Below are 14,837 nucleotides of genomic sequence, written 5' to 3' on the forward strand. Positions count from 1 at the left end.
AATCACAAGATAGAGGATGGAAGATGAATTCAATACAGTCATTTCTGGTGCCGGCCTGCGCGCAATCGGCTACCGTCAAATCTTCATCTGCCTCGCAGGCAAGCGGCGTCGCGGAAGATGCCAGTTTTGCCGACGTGCTGGTACTTTCAACCGAAAATACGACGGTCCGGCCTGATATGCCGTCCGCGTCCGACCTTCCGTTGGCGGTGCATGGCCAAACGTCGGAAAAAGACGAGAATATCGACCCCCTCCAAACTGATGTGACTGCCGTCACTGATCTCGTCGCGCTGATCGCACAAATCTCCGCGGAAGGCCAGCCAGTGCCAGTGGTTGCGTTAAACCGGCTGGCAGCGGAAAGTCCCGGGATTGCGCCCGGCACAATGTCATCTAGCGACTCTGTTTCCGGTCCAACGCCATTCGTGGCTGGGTTAGGCAGTACCGCCGAGGAAATAACTTCCCGCCGTCCTGCCGTTGCACCAACCAACGTCAGCCAAACGCCTGTTGATCCGGATGCTTCCGTCCCTGTCGCCGGTGGAATTTCACTTGTCGCGATTGCGAGAGCGGCGACACGAGCACCAGCTGTGGCCGAACCGGTTACCACTTCTGCTGGTCCAAATCCGGCACCCGAAGAAGCGCCTGCGCCATTCGCGACCATGTCAAATGTCGTTGCTGCCAGCGCCGATTCCGATGGGCGCGCGCGTGGCCGATCATGCCGGCCGCGAAGGTGAGAACGATCACCGGATAACGAGCAGTGGCGGCAGTCCCGTCGCCGCGCAAATCAAGGCGATGGAATTCCGAACGGGTGGAACTGTTCAAACAACCGACGAATTGCGCCAACCCGGTGCGCTCCCGTCTGAAACGGCTCAGGGGGCAACCCTCATGGCGGGCGTGCCGGCGCATACTTCCGGCGCGAACAACCTGATGCCTGCCGGTCAGGCGTCAATCTCGCTGGTGCCCACGCATATCGAGAGCCCTGCATGGAGCAAGGACTTCGGTCAGCACGTGATTCGCCTGGCGGTGGATGGCCAACCGTCCGCGGAAATTCACCTCAATCCGCCCGATCTGGGGCCGATACGCGTCTCGATCGAAATCAAGGGCCAGGAAGCAATGCTCCATTTTGTTGCCGAGCACCCACAAACTCGCGAAGCACTGGAAAGCGCATTGCCGCGCTTGCGTGAAATGTTCGCTGCAGGCAGTCTCACGCTTGCGGATGCCAATGTCACCGGCGAGGCCCTTACGTCGCAAGGTGGCTCCGGGCAAGAACAGCGCTTCCTGCAGTCATCTTCCCCGGCGCGAAGCGAGCGATTGATGGTGGTCGAAGACGCACTGCCCGCGGAGATCGGCGTGCCCCGATCGCCCGCCCGTCGTACCGGCATCGATTTGTTCGCGTAACACGGAAAAGCCGGCTGACTCCGGCGAGGCCGGACGCAATTTCATGCCGGGCGCGCCGGCGCAATTCCGCTCTCATGAAAGCACCAAAGTAAACGGGTTTATCCAGCCTTTTCCGCAGATGGACGCGGTCGCCCATTGCCCATAATTCTGTTCAAGGTGTGGCGATTTGACAGTGTGACCGACCCTGTTCAATTCTTGGCGATAAAACAACAAAGGAGCATTTTCATGGCAGCGGGCGCAACGAAAGCCGATAAAAAAGCTGATACGAAAGCCGATGCAAAAGCCGATGCGGAAGGCGCACCGGAAACGACAAAAGGCAAAAGCAGCAAGTTGATCATCATTGGCGCGATCGTGGCGGCGCTGGTACTTGGCGGTGGTGGGGCCTATTTTTTCATGCGCAAACCACCGGCTGATGAGTCGGTCGCCGAGGAAAAGGCTCCTGGCAAGTCGGCGGAAAAAGCGCCAAGCAAGGCGAAAGAGAAGGGGCCGCACAAAGCGATGCTGTACGTGCCGATGGAAACATTTACCGTCAATTTGCGCCACGCCGACCAGGAACGCTACCTGCAGGTCACCATCAATCTCGAGGTTGTTGATTCCGTGGTCGGTGAAGCCATCAAGCAACAAATGCCGTCGATGCGCAATCGCGTGCTGCTTCTTCTCTCCAGCCAGGACGCGGAAAATCTCATGACGCGCGAAGGCAAGGAAAAGCTGTCGACCGAGATCAGCACCGAACTGCGCAAGACACTCGATGGCGCCGGACCCAACAAGGGACTCGAGCAGGTGCTCTTTTCCCACTTCGTGATTCAGTAGAAATCCCATGGTCGCCGAACAATTTTTGTCGCAAGACGAAGTCGACGCGCTGCTCGAGGGTGTCACGGGCGAGAGTCAGGCGACTGTCGCGGAAGTACCAACCGGCGGCGTGCGTTCCTACAACCTGGCCAATCAGGAGCGTATCGTTCGCGGGCGCATGCCGACGCTCGAGATCATCAACGAGCGCTTTGCGCGAAACCTGCGGACGGGACTGTTCAATTTCATGCGCCGGTTGCCGGAAGTATCGGTTGGGCCGGTGCGGGTGCTGAAGTACAGCGCATTCCTGCGCGATGTCGGGGTGCCGTCCAACATCAACATTGTGCAGCTGCGTCCACTGCGCGGCAATGGGTTGTTCATCTTCGATCCGAAGCTCGTATTCGCCGTGATCGACAGCCTGTTTGGTGGCTCGGGCCGTTTTCACACCCGTATTGAAGGCCGCGATTTCACGTTGACCGAGCAGCGCATTATTTTGCGTTTGCTCGAGGTGGCTTTCGTCGAATATCAAAAGGCGTGGGCTGGCGTTCACCCAATGAATTTCGAATATGTGCGCTCGGAAATGCACACGCAGTTTGCCAGCATCGCTACGCCATCGGAAATCGTGGTGACGACCTCGTTCACGATCGAGCTGGGCGACTCGGGCGGCGAAATGTTTATCTGCATGCCGTACTCGTCACTTGAACCGATTCGCGACCTGCTCTACACCAGCCTGCAGGGCGATGCGCAGGAACCCGATAAACGCTGGCTGACCATGCTCACCAAGCAGGTGCAGGCCGCCGAGGTGGAATTGACGGTTGAACTTGCGCATAGCCAGGCGACGGTCGAGCAGTTGTTTCACCTGAATGTCGGCGATTTCATCGAGTTCGACTTGCAACCCACCATTGTCACCAAAGTCGACGGCGTTCCCTTGTTTGATGCCGAGTATGGCGTGGTCAACGGACATTACGCGGTGAAGATCAACGAATTTCTGACTGCCTCGCGCGAAGACAAACTTACGGGAGTAAATCATGCCTGACGAACTACAAGCCCCGGTTGAAGCCGACGACTGGGCGGCCGCCATGGCCGAGCAGACCGCCGACGTCGCGCCGACCGCATTGACGGATCTGCCGCCCACGGCCAAGGCGGCAGTGTTCCAGCGGCTTACCGGTACCAGCGGCGAGGCGCGAAACGACATTGACCTGATACTCGACATCCCTGTGCAGCTTACGGTTGAACTGGGCCGCACGCGCATCCCCATCAAGCACATTCTGCAGTTGGCGCAAGGTTCGGTCATCGAACTTGATGCGATGGCCGGCGAGCCCATGGACGTGCTGGTCAACGGTTGCCTGATTGCGCAAGGTGAGGTGGTGGTGGTCAACGACAAATTTGGCGTGCGGCTCACCGACGTGACGACGCCGTCCGAGCGAATAAGCCGGCTCAAACGGTAATCAAGGTTGAACACACATTTCAAACTTGCCGTCGGCTGTGTGCTCCTTGGCGCCAGCACGGTGGCGATGGCGGCAACAGAGTCGGCCTTGCCGGTGATGTCCACGCTGGTCTCGTTATTCCTGGTCCTGGCCGCCATCGGTGTTGCCGCATTTCTGGTCAAGCGCCTGAGCCCGGGCAATTCCCCGCAAGCGCGGATGATGCGTGTGGTTAGCCAGCTGCCGCTGGGTGCGCGCGAAAAAATCAGCATCGTGGAGCTCGATGATCAGTGGCTGGTGCTTGGCGTGACCGCGCAGCAGATCACGCTGCTCACGCAGACGCCACGCAAGGAGGGCGGTGTGCCGCCAGCCCAAACCATCAACTTTTCAAAACTGTTCGATTTGGCGCGGGGCAAGCATGACAAGGCGTAACGCCAGTCTGGCTGTCGTCGCACTTGCGCTTGCCGCTCTGTCAGGTACGGTGTTTGCTGCGCCCGAGGTCGGCGGCGGCATCCTCTCTTTTAGTTCGGCGCCAGCTGCCGGCGGTGGCCAGAATTACTCCGTCCCGGTGCAGACGCTGCTGTTTTTCACGGCGCTGACATTCATCCCGGCAATTGTGCTGATGATGACAGGTTTCACCCGCATCATCATCGTCATGTCCCTGCTGCGTCACGCGCTGGGCACGCAAAGTACGCCACCCAATCAGGTGCTGGTCGGCCTGTCGCTGTTCCTGACCATGTTCGTCATGGGGCCGGTGATCGACAAGGTGCATACCGACGCCTACCTGCCGTTCACGCAACAGAAAATCAGCTTCGAAGAGGCGCTTGCGCGCGGTGAGAAGCCGCTGAAAGCATTCATGCTGAAACAAATCCGTGACCCGGATCTGGCGCTGTTCGTCAAGCTGGCGCGCTACGAGGGGGCGCGCAATGCGGAGGAACTGCCGCTGCGTATCATCGTCCCCGCCTTCGTCACCAGTGAACTCAAAACCGCTTTCCAGATCGGCTTCATGATCTTCCTGCCGTTTCTCATCATCGACATGGTGGTCGCCAGCGTGCTGATGTCGATGGGCATGATGGTGTCGCCCGTGCTGGTCTCGCTGCCATTCAAGTTGATGCTGTTCGTACTTGCCGATGGCTGGAACCTGCTGGTCAGTTCGCTGGTCGCCAGTTTTGCCACGTAGCACTGAGTAAAGAGGACACCCATGAATCCCCAAAGCGTTATCACCCTTGGCCAGCAAGGTATGGAAGTCATGCTGATGGTCGGTGCACCGCTGTTGCTGGCGGCGCTGGTCACCGGATTATTGGTGAGCGTTTTCCAGGCGGCCACCCAGCTCAACGAGGCGACATTGTCCTTCCTGCCCAAGTTGATGGCGGTGCTTGCCGCGATGGTCGTCGCCGGGCCTTGGATGATTCAGTTGCTGGTGGATTACATTCAGCGGCTGTTTGCCAGCATCCCGTCGGCCATCGGCTAATCTGCCGGCATCCCGCCGATCAGCTACTGCCATCATGTTGACCATCTCGGCGGCGAAATTGATGGGGTGGGCCGGCATGTACCTGTGGCCTTTCCTGCGCGTGCTGGCGCTGTTCATGGCGGCGCCAATGTTTTCCCACCGGTCAGTGCCGATGCGTGTCAAGGTCGGTCTTGGTGTGGCGATCGCGGTGGTGATTGCGCCTACGCTGCCGTTGCAACATCAGGTGTCGCTCGATTCCGCGCAGACGCTGCCGCTGGTGATCCAGCAAGTGATGATCGGCCTGGCGCTGGGCTTTATCCTGCGGCTCGCCATGGCCGGCATCGAACTCGCCGGCGAGATGATTGGTCTGCAGATGGGGCTATCGTTCGCGGGCTTTTTTGATCCACAGAGCCAGGGCGGTGGCAATGTCGTCAGCAGCTTCCTCGGTGTCCTCGCCATGCTGATATTCCTCGGTATCAACGGACATTTGCTGCTGATTCATACGTTGGCGGAAAGCTTCCGGATTTTTCCAGTTGGCGACGGCATGTTTTCGATGGCCGATGTCAAGAGCATGGTCGCAGCCGGCGCGGATATGTTTCGCCTGGGGCTGCAACTTGCACTACCGTTCATTGCCGTGCTGCTGATCGTCAATCTGTCGCTGGGCGTGATGGTGAGGGTGGCGCCACAGATGAACCTCATGTCGGTGGGCATGCCGGCAACCATCACAGTCGGCTTTTCGAGCCTGTTTTTGTTGCTGCCTTACCTGGAGCCACCGCTCACGCAAGCACTTGAGCGAGGGCTGATGGGATTGGCGCGGTAACCGGCTGGCGCATGACCGCAAAATTTCACATGATCCGCTGGGTTTCCTATATCCTTTACTTCAGTGAGTTCAAATAAAAGCGTTCTATTTGACCAAGATCATAAGTCTTGGTTGATGAAGGTCGCAATCTACAGGTGGTTGGCGCGGGCGGCATGACAAACGTTGCGAAGCAGGTTGAGTTCGAGCGCAGGTTCGCCACAAAGTCATTTCCGCATGGACTGATTTCTCATGATGAATTGTCATTGGACAGATAGAAGACTCAGCCACATAGTCCTGTGGGTCGTATTGATTTCGTCGATGACGCTACTGAGTCCCCCGTTTGCATTCGCCGATAATAGCTCCCAGGGCGGCGCGCGCCATGCATTGGTGGTAGGCAATGCGGACTATAAATTTGCTCCGCCGCTGAGCAATTCCGGCAATGACAGCCGCGATATCTGCGCCAGCCTGAAGAAGCTCGGGTATCAGGCGACTTGCGCGGTCGATGTCAAGACACGCGGCGCATTCAGGGACCTGGTCAGCAACTTCGTTCAGAGCGTGAAGAAAGGCGATGTCATCCTCTTCTATTTCGCCGGCCATGGCATTGAAATGGATGGAGAGAACTACCTCGTGCCGACGGCAGCGGAGTTTCGCAGCAGAGGTGCATTTGAAGATCAGGCAGTCCGTGTAAATTATATTCTTGACGAATTGGCAGGCACGGGTAGCCGATTGAGCGTCATCATCCTGGATGCTTGCCGCGACAATCCGTTTGGCGCCAAAAGCCGTAGCGCCGTCGGTCGCGGTCTGGCGGTACCGGATCGCGCTCCCGCCGGCAGCGTCATTATTTTTCCGACATCTCCGGGCAAGGCGGCGCAGGATGGCGCCGGTGATGCACGCAATGGCCTCTTCACCCAGCATCTGCTGGCGCACATGCGGACGCCGGGGATAGAGTTGGAGGCGATGTTCAAGCGGGTCATCGAGGGGGTGAAGACCGAGTCGGAGAAGTCCGGCATGCCGCAGATACCCTGGATGAACATGTCATTTACCGGCGAATATTGCTTTGCGGGCTGCCTTGACCGCGAGGCGGATGCCCGGGAAAAGGCCCATCTGGCGTCCCGTACCAAGGATCTCGAGGCCCAACTGGCTCTGCAGCAGAGGCAGTCCGATGAGTTTCGATCCAAGATGAAGGAAATGGAAGTGCGCCTTGCCAGTCGGCAACAAACGACTGCGCAGGATTCGCCCGAATTCAAGCGCCTTGAGAGCGAGCGTACCGAACTCGCGAAAAAAGTGGCGATGCTGGAAAGCCAGGGCCAGGGGCTAAAGAAGGCTCAACAGTCGCTACATACATACCGCAATAGCGAAGGGGACTTGACGAGAGTCGAACAGGAATTGGCGGTTCAGCAAAAAAGGCTGAAAGAACTTGATGCTCAACTCAGTGCAAACCGCAGCGCCAAGATTGACACCCAGAAGGTTGCGGAGTTACGCAAGGAGCGTGATGAACTGCGGCTACTGGTTAAGGGTTTGTTGGCACAGAAAAAGCGCTTGGAAGGCGCCGAGGCCGAATTGGCCAACGTCGCGCGCGTGACCAAGGAATCCGAGCAACTCAACAAGGAACTGGCCCAGTATCGGGATCAGTTGGCGGCGCTTGAGAAGAAAGCCACGGAGCGGGAGGGGCAGTTAAGCATTGAACGGACCCTCCGCGCCGAAGTTGAGGGAAAACTGAAGGAAGCAAAGAAGGAGACAGTTCGCGGTGCGGCAGTTGTTGCGCCCGCCTTCTAGGTGTTGTTACTTAATCGTTTTTTTTGCCAAGGGGGTAACTATGAAGAAGTCAGTGAGTTTTTTTGTAGTGGTAGGGGCTGCGCTGAATACCGCAAACGCATTGGCGGCGGATGATTTTTCCGCAACAGTGGCGGTGAAGGCGTGGAACAATAGCATGAGTAAGTACCTTCCCAGCACCACGGGAAGCGACGCAACCCTGTTGCCAATAATCGGCGCCGCGGAAAGTTCCAAAACGACGGCCTGGATTCCATCGGTATCGCTTCGATACAAAGATTTCATGGTGGGCGGGAGCTTGTTCGCCAAGCGGAGTTACAACTTCGGGGGCGACAAGATTGATCGAAAAGAACACGATCTGGTTGCCGGTTACTATGTGCTGCCGACTCTGTCAATCATTGCGGGGTACAAGGAGGTCAAGCAGAATTTTGAATTCCTCGGCGCGCAAGAGTGGAAGTACACAGGTCCCATCATCGGGTTTTCCGCGTCCGCACCCCTGACGAGTGGATTCTCACTTTACGGCACCGCGGCAGTGGGCACGCTCAAGTTCAAACCCAAAGGCACACTGACCGATTGGGGTAGCCTTTTCCCGGGTGGTTTGGGAGGTTATGTGCTGAATGCAAACGCAGACTACAAGCTTGGCGAGGTTGGCATCGCGTATGCCTTCGATGCGGGGAAAACGGCTGGATTGAACGCGATCATTGCTACCCTTGGCTATCGCAGTCAAACAATCCTTGTGAAGCAGAAAGGTTTTGCTGCGGCAAGCGTCAATCCATCCAACCACTTTCTCAGTTGGGAGGGGTTGACGGGGCGCGATTCAACCGAGGGCATCACATTCAGCATCATCGGCGCTTTCTGAGTATTGTTTTTTTGGAAAAAAATGGATGCGCCTATGCGCATCCATTTTTTTCCGTCGTAAGACGCGTGACGCTTGAGGCTGTTGCTCAAAGTCCCTGATATAGCGCAGGCAGCAATGGCCAAGTTCTGGCGCTTGCAACTGGAGGCGCAGCATTCTGTTTCGAAGGCGGTATTTTCCCCGCGACTTCGGCGGGTAGCTGCCGCTCCGCTGCCAGAATATGTTCAATTACAGCCAACGGCAGTCCACGCTCACGCAGTGATATGACATCGGCGGCCGAAAGGCGAAAATGGGCACCGGTCTCCCGAATTCGCTCGATAACAACGCCGGGATTGTCGATTCGTTGTGCCAGAACAACAATGTCATCCAGCGAGGGATTGGATGCCGGCATCGTGGAAATATTCCCGGTGACCATGGCATTACCCGGTCCTGCCACGGCTCCGCTACCAGCGGCGCACGCCCCAATACACGGCATCACTACGATCAATACGCTGAATACCAAGCCAATTGGTGGTGCCGCGCGTCTGTTTTCTCCGTCACTTCGGGTTCTGTTCATGTCAGTCAAGTATGTCGTTCCGACGAGTTGAAATGATGAAGCATGCCTTGAAATTATGCAAATTTGAGCCTGCAGCAAATCCAGACGTCATTGGGCCTTCTTTTTAGCCGCAATGCTTCAATTCTTTGAACGCGTCGTGACCGCGAAAGTTCCCGCCAGTCAAGACCCATTTTTGGCGCAATGCGATGACGTGATATGAATCAATGCAGATCAACCTTCTCGCTGTCGCGAATCGCCATCAGTAGCGCGTGGTTCACCTCGGCTTCATCCAATCCCAGCATGTCGATGGCGGCGCGAATCGCCGCGGCATCGTCACCTTCGACCGCTTCCGTCAGCATCAGCAGTAGTCCATAGGGGCCGCCGAAGTTCACCAGCGAGTCCGATACGTCTTGTGGAAGCGCCAGCTGGTCCAGCAGTTCTTCAAACGGCTGTGCGAAGATGAGATTTAGCAAGGAGAACAAGCCGGTCATGAATAGTTCGTCGGGGTTGACATCGTCAAACAGGCGCTTGCCGATTCGCTCCAGGAAGAAGCCACGGCGCAACGACAGTTGCATGAGTGGCAACTGGTTCAGATTCTCGCCTGCCGACACCAGTAGCAGCGACAGCCAGCGGGTGAGCGGCTTGTAACCAAGGACCATTACCGCATGCTGGAATGATTGCACTTCCAGCGTCAGGCCATTGGCGGCGGAGTTGATGAAGCGCAACAATTTGAACGCGAGTCCGACATCCTGCTTGAGCAAGGCTTCGAGTTCGCTGATGTCGGCATCGGACTGTGCCAGTTGCAGCAGGCGAACCACGACAGCGCGATTGTCGGTGCGGCGCTTCCTGCCCGGTGTCGCGGTCATCTGCAGCGGCCAGCCGGCCACCCAGTCGACACCCTGATCGAACAATGCATCGGCATCGGCGTGCGCGCGAATACCGGTATGTATTTTTTGTTTGCCGCTGATGTGCGAGCGATCCGTGGCCCGGTCCGGCATGCCGGCAATGACCGTGTACCTGAGGGTCATGAGCAACGCGGGATCAAGCGCCAAGCCGGGCGAGCCATTGAGGCACCAATGTGAAAAATTGCCGCCGGTCAGCATGTCGCGCGCGGCAGGCAACGCCAGCCATTCGCCACGAAATTCCGGGAACGTGTTTGCCGGCGGGCTCCACGTCGCCAGCGAGAGTGGCAAACGCTCATCGGCAAACGCCACGATCAGCGGATTCTTCGCTTCCGCGCTCGCATCCGAAATCAACGCGAGGGTATTGCGAAGTTCATCGTCATCAATGGACTGGTTATCGACAACGATTCGTACGCCGCCGGTTTGGCGTTTGGCATTGATGAGCGGACAGACGTGCAGCACGGCACGCGGTTGAAGTGAGGGCATGGTGGCAGACGCCAAGCGTTGATTGACAGTCGCAATTGTGACCCGCATCGCGCAAATTGAAGCGTGGGATGAACGGGGGAAGGGTCGTTCATTTCGATGCTTCGCGGTGTGCGGCGATCTGGACCGCAGTCGTTTGCCGCGCCCGTGAGCGCCGCGGAAAAAGCGTAACACAAGCACTGGCGCGGCGTCCAAGGCAAATGTGGCCGGGAAGCCGCCCCCATGCTTGAGTTGGATAGTCAGGAGGTTGCCCAAACCGCCAGGCCATATTTCCTGAATCCGGGCCCCGTTTTTTCGTCGGCAGCGCCGCATACTCAGTGGAAAAAATCGTTGTTTGACGATGTGCGGCAGACAGGAGACGTGCGCTTGCGCGCGATCATTCGCGACCAGATGCTGCTGCACAAATCAAAAAAATCCTAAACCTTTTCGCTGTAGTGTCCGATAACCAAGGCAACGGCGGTTTCATGCGCTTCAGTAAAGAAGCAAACCATCGTGCCCGGCTTTCTGCCGGATTTCTTCGACATTTGGCAAGGAGTTTTACCATGGCACAAACCATCAACACAAACGTTGCTTCGCTGAATGCGCAGCGCAATCTCAACTCTTCGCAGAGCGCGCTGGCGACTTCGTTGCAGCGCCTGTCTTCTGGCCTGCGGATCAATAGCGCCAAGGACGACGCGGCGGGACTCGCGATTTCCGACCGGATGACTGCACAGATTCGTGGCCTGAACCAGGCGGCGCGCAATGCCAACGACGGTATTTCGCTCGCGCAAACGGCCGAAGGCGCGATGGCCGAAATCGGCAACAACCTGCAGCGCCTGCGTGAACTGGCCATTCAATCGGCCAACTCCACAAACAGCGCGAGCGATCGTTCTTCGCTCGACGCGGAAGCGGCACAGTTGACCGCTGAAATCACCCGTGTATCCAGCCAGACCTCCTTCAACGGCCTCAAATTGCTGGACGGATCGTTCCAGACTCAGGCCTTCCAGGTTGGCGCCAATGCCAACGAAACGATTTCCATCAGCTCGATTTCCGATTCACGCGCAACCGCACTGGGCAGCAATATCCTGGTTGCGGGTGGCACGGCAATGTCAGTCAACACCGCCGCGGCAGCGGCAAACACGGTTAATGGTGTTCTTGTTGAGGCCGGCCTGACCATCAGCACGGTCAATGGCAGCACAACCGCAGCCTTTGGCTATGCAGCGGGCGCCGACGCAAAAGTCATTGCTTCGGCCATCAACGCGAATGCAGGTGGCGTCGGTGTCACCGCTACCGCCACCAACAGCACCACCCTTGCCGGACTTTCCCTGGCGGGCACCGTCTCCTTTAATCTGAATGGTGGCGCGATCTCGGCAGTTGTCGCGGATCCAACCGACCTCACGGCGCTGATGGGCGCCATCAACGGTGCGCAAGGCGCGACCGGCGTGACGGCGACTTTCACCAGCACGTCGTCCAAGGCCGGCCTGACGTTGTCGACCAATGATGGACGCGATATCGTGATCGACACGTTTGCCAGCACCGGCGCAGGCAATCAGACCGCGACGTTCGGCACTGTGACGCTGACCGAAGGCAGCACGGATTCGTCCATACGCACCGGTTCGGTATCGCTCGCGAGCAGCAAAGGCGCAATCACGCTGGCCGGCCACAACGCCGATGTCTTCAATGGCGCAACCAGTATCTTCTCGTCCGTCGCCAGTCTTAGCCTCAGCAGTGCCGACAATTCTCAACTCGCACTGGCAACCATTGACGCGGCACTGGCACAGATCAACGTCTCGCGCGGTGACCTGGGCGCCTATCAAAACCGGTTCAGTTCCGCCATTGCCAGCCTGTCGACGACTTCCGAGAATCTGTCGGCCGCGCGTGGGCGGATTCAGGATACGGACTTCGCCTCGGAAACCGCCGCGTTGACGCGTGGCCAGATCCTGCAGCAAGCGGGTACGGCGATGCTCGCGCAAGCCAACTCGCTGCCGCAAAGCGTGTTGTCATTGCTGAAGTAAGCAGTTTGAAGTAGTGCCCGGCCGGGTAACTCCGGCCGGGCAGTTTTGCCTCAGGCGAAGGAGATTGATATGAACATGATCATCCAGTCCGGTTCGGTATCGCCACCCGTGGCGGGACCGGTTCTGCAGCGAGGGGCTCCAGCCGCCGGTACAACTGGTGCACAGGGATCGGCGTCACCGCAGCCGGCGCCCCAGGCTGTGGCGCAGCCACAACCACCGTTGACCAATGAAGGCATCAAGCAGGTCGCGCGTCAGATTGATGATTTTCTGAAAGCGTCGTCGTCAAACCTCGAAGTCTCGGTGGATAACGAATCGGACGAAGTCATCGTGCGCGTCGTGGATACCGAAACCCAGGAAGTCATCCGCCAGATTCCCTCCAAGGAAATGCTGGCCATTTCGCAGGCGATTGATCATATGAGTGGATTGCTGTTGCGGCAGACCGCCTGATAGCGGGGTATTAGTGGTTTTATTCGCAGCTTCGGACCGCCGCTGCCGATGTTAGGCTGAGACGGTTCTGATCTGAAGAGGTGGATTTATCATGGCAGTGAGTTTATCCGGCAGTGCCACCACGGGGCCCTTGAGTGCGGCAGGTGTTGGCTCGGGACTCGATGTCAAGTCGCTCATCAGCCAATTGATGGCGATCGAGCAGAAGCCATTGACCCTCCTTGCAACCCGGGAAGCGGGATACCAGGCGCGGCTTACCAGTCTGGGTTCCATCAAGGGCGCCTTGTCTTCACTGCAATTGGCTGCCACCGCGTTGGCCACGGCCAGCACCAGTCAATACAGCGCGACCTCGAGCGACACCGCCGTGATGACAGCATCAGGCAGCAGCAACGCCAGTCCCGGAAACTACAATGTCACGGTGACGAAACTCGCGCAGGTGCAAAAGCTTGTTGCCGGCGGCAGGACCGATACCACGACTGCAATCGGTAGCGGCGTCGATACCACGCTGACGTTCACACTTGGCACCATCACCAGCGCACTCGGTCCGGTGAATGGCACTTACTCGGATGCCACGTTCGTGGCCAATGCCGCGAAAAGCCCGGTGTCGATCGTCATTGGCGGCAGCAACAACACGCTCGGCGGCATTCGCGACGCGATCAACGCCGCCAACGCCGGCGTGACCGCGAGCATCATCAACGACGGTGGAACGTCACCCTATCGCTTGACGATTACGTCCAATGACACGGGTGTAACCAACAGCCTTTCCATTTCCGCCAACGGTGATGCCGCCATTGCATCATTGATCAGCTACGATCCACAGGGTGCGGGCGTGCAAAATCTCACGCAGACCCAGGTCGCCCGCAATGCCGAGTTTTCCATCGACGGCGTGCTCATTACCTCCGCCGCGAATACCGTTGCCGACGCGATCCAGGGCGTGACGCTCAATCTGAAGAAGATCCACGCGAACCCGCTGACCGACTCGACCACCGTCGCCGTGCAGCGCGACAACAGTGGTCTCACCGCGGCGCTTGGCGCGATGGTAAAGGCCTACAACGACGCCAACAAGACCATAGCGGGCGCAACCGGAAAGGCAGCGGTGTTTCAAGGTGATACCGGCGTGCTCGGCATGCAATCGCGGGTGCGCGCGATTCTGAGTGGAACGCAGGAAACCGGTGACGCATACACCATGCTTTCGCAACTCGGTGTCAGCTTCCAGAAGGACGGCTCGCTCGCGCTGGATACCGCCAAGCTCAATTTGGCATTGACGGCCGATCCGGCGGCGGTTGCCACGCTGACTGCCGCGATCGGCAATGCGATCAATACCGCCGCCACCAGCCTGCTTGGGGCCAGTGGTCCAGTCACGAGCAAGACCGATGGCCTCAACCGTTCCATCAAGGATATTGGCACGCGCCGGGCGGATATCGAGCATCGCCTCGAATTGACTCAGCAACGCTACCAGAAACAGTTTTCCGAGCTCGACACACTGCTCAGCAGCATGAACAAGACAAGTACCTTCCTCACCACGCAATTGGACAGCATCACCAACATGCTCAAGAACAAGTGATCGCGCGCATGCCACTCACATCTCACATGCCACACACGGAATCCACTGGCCCATGATTGAATACGAACACATACTCGACGCCTATGGATCGCTCGCCGCCACTTCCGGCCAGATGGCGGAAGCGGCAAGGCATTGCGACTGGGACCGGCTGATTGCGCTCGAACAGGATTACCGGGAGTTGACGGCGAGACTTGAGTGCATTGACGATGCGCGCATAAAGCCGGACGCGGCTTCGCTCGAGCGCAAGGCCGTGCTCATCCGCCAAGTGCTACGCGACGATTCCTCGATCAGGGAAGTCACCAAACCGTGGATGAGCCAGCTAGTGGCCGGCGCGGCCAACGTGCGCCAGGAGTCCCGGCTGCGGCAAGCCTATGAATTCGACACGCTGGAACTGGGTGCGGGCGGGTTCTAGCCCCGCATAGCGCCTGCCATGGACAA

General features: G+C 58.1%; 18 protein-coding genes. 16 read left to right on the forward strand and 2 right to left on the reverse strand.

The features are described from left to right. Positions 1-23 precede the first annotated feature (23 nt). The 11 genes from IPP88_21200 to IPP88_21250 all read left to right on the forward strand — a co-directional run bounded on the left by IPP88_21200 (position 24) and on the right by IPP88_21250 (position 8,480). Complete coding sequence (locus IPP88_21200) at positions 24-728, forward strand: hypothetical protein (GenBank protein MBL0125109.1); 705 nt, start codon at positions 24-26, stop codon at positions 726-728. Then, complete coding sequence (locus tag IPP88_21205; GenBank protein ID MBL0125110.1) at positions 661-1,392, forward strand: flagellar hook-length control protein FliK; 732 nt, start codon at positions 661-663, stop codon at positions 1,390-1,392. The genes IPP88_21200 and IPP88_21205 overlap by 68 nt, the downstream gene beginning before the upstream one ends. A gap of 225 nt (positions 1,393-1,617) precedes the next feature. Beyond that, positions 1,618-2,202: a flagellar basal body-associated FliL family protein gene (locus tag IPP88_21210; GenBank protein MBL0125111.1), complete on the forward strand. Its 585-nt coding sequence runs from the start codon at positions 1,618-1,620 to the stop codon at positions 2,200-2,202. A 7-nt stretch (positions 2,203-2,209) separates the two neighbouring features. Further along, entirely contained in the window at positions 2,210-3,214 is a 1,005-nt protein-coding gene (gene fliM, locus IPP88_21215) for a flagellar motor switch protein FliM (GenBank protein MBL0125112.1), read from the forward strand. Continuing rightward, positions 3,207-3,626, forward strand: a complete 420-nt coding sequence (fliN, locus tag IPP88_21220; protein ID MBL0125113.1) for a flagellar motor switch protein FliN — start codon at positions 3,207-3,209, stop codon at positions 3,624-3,626. The genes fliM and fliN overlap by 8 nt, the downstream gene beginning before the upstream one ends. A 66-nt stretch (positions 3,627-3,692) precedes the next feature. Beyond that, the gene (fliO, locus tag IPP88_21225) at positions 3,693-4,034 is read left to right on the forward strand and encodes a flagellar biosynthetic protein FliO (protein ID MBL0125114.1); all 342 of its coding nucleotides are present in this window, start codon (positions 3,693-3,695) and stop codon (positions 4,032-4,034) included. After that, entirely contained in the window at positions 4,021-4,782 is a 762-nt protein-coding gene (gene fliP / locus IPP88_21230) for a flagellar type III secretion system pore protein FliP (protein MBL0125115.1), read from the forward strand. The genes fliO and fliP overlap by 14 nt, the downstream gene beginning before the upstream one ends. 21 nt (positions 4,783-4,803) lie before the next feature. Then, a complete protein-coding gene (gene fliQ, locus IPP88_21235) occupies positions 4,804-5,073 on the forward strand; it encodes a flagellar biosynthesis protein FliQ (protein MBL0125116.1) in 270 nt (89 codons plus the stop codon). Between the two features lie 34 nt (positions 5,074-5,107). After that, the gene (fliR, locus tag IPP88_21240; GenBank protein ID MBL0125117.1) at positions 5,108-5,872 is read left to right on the forward strand and encodes a flagellar biosynthetic protein FliR; all 765 of its coding nucleotides are present in this window, start codon (positions 5,108-5,110) and stop codon (positions 5,870-5,872) included. A gap of 297 nt (positions 5,873-6,169) precedes the next feature. Beyond that, complete coding sequence (locus tag IPP88_21245; protein MBL0125118.1) at positions 6,170-7,627, forward strand: caspase family protein; 1,458 nt, start codon at positions 6,170-6,172, stop codon at positions 7,625-7,627. Between the two features lie 40 nt (positions 7,628-7,667). Next, positions 7,668-8,480 (forward strand): hypothetical protein, encoded by an 813-nt coding sequence (locus IPP88_21250; protein MBL0125119.1) that lies wholly within the window; start codon positions 7,668-7,670, stop codon positions 8,478-8,480. Between the two features lie 85 nt (positions 8,481-8,565). Here IPP88_21250 and IPP88_21255 read toward each other — a convergent pair whose 3' ends face one another. Both IPP88_21255 and IPP88_21260 read right to left on the reverse strand, forming a co-directional pair. Next, positions 8,566-9,033, reverse strand: a complete 468-nt coding sequence (locus tag IPP88_21255; GenBank protein ID MBL0125120.1) for a hypothetical protein — start codon at positions 9,031-9,033, stop codon at positions 8,566-8,568. Between the two features lie 200 nt (positions 9,034-9,233). Then, a complete protein-coding gene (locus tag IPP88_21260) occupies positions 9,234-10,400 on the reverse strand; it encodes an HDOD domain-containing protein (GenBank protein ID MBL0125121.1) in 1,167 nt (388 codons plus the stop codon). Positions 10,401-10,619: 219 nt separating this feature from the next. Here IPP88_21260 and IPP88_21265 point away from each other — a divergent pair, with 219 nt between their 5' ends. From IPP88_21265 to IPP88_21285, 5 genes are all read left to right on the forward strand, one after another. Continuing rightward, positions 10,620-10,817 (forward strand): hypothetical protein, encoded by a 198-nt coding sequence (locus IPP88_21265; GenBank protein MBL0125122.1) that lies wholly within the window; start codon positions 10,620-10,622, stop codon positions 10,815-10,817. Positions 10,818-10,939: 122 nt separating this feature from the next. Beyond that, positions 10,940-12,391 carry a flagellin gene (locus IPP88_21270; GenBank protein ID MBL0125123.1) on the forward strand — a complete coding sequence of 484 codons (1,452 nt, stop codon included), beginning with the start codon at positions 10,940-10,942 and terminating at the stop codon, positions 12,389-12,391. Between the two features lie 69 nt (positions 12,392-12,460). Beyond that, positions 12,461-12,838: a flagellar protein FlaG gene (locus IPP88_21275; protein ID MBL0125124.1), complete on the forward strand. Its 378-nt coding sequence runs from the start codon at positions 12,461-12,463 to the stop codon at positions 12,836-12,838. 91 nt (positions 12,839-12,929) lie between these two features. Further along, positions 12,930-14,399, forward strand: coding sequence for a flagellar filament capping protein FliD (gene fliD, locus IPP88_21280; GenBank protein MBL0125125.1), 1,470 nt, complete (start codon positions 12,930-12,932; stop codon positions 14,397-14,399). Between the two features lie 52 nt (positions 14,400-14,451). Then, positions 14,452-14,811, forward strand: coding sequence for a flagellar protein FliT (locus IPP88_21285; GenBank protein MBL0125126.1), 360 nt, complete (start codon positions 14,452-14,454; stop codon positions 14,809-14,811). The last annotated feature ends 26 nt before the right edge of the window (positions 14,812-14,837 follow it).

It is taken from the genome of Betaproteobacteria bacterium (assembly GCA_016720925.1).
GTDB lineage: Bacteria > Pseudomonadota > Gammaproteobacteria > Burkholderiales > Usitatibacteraceae > UKL13-2.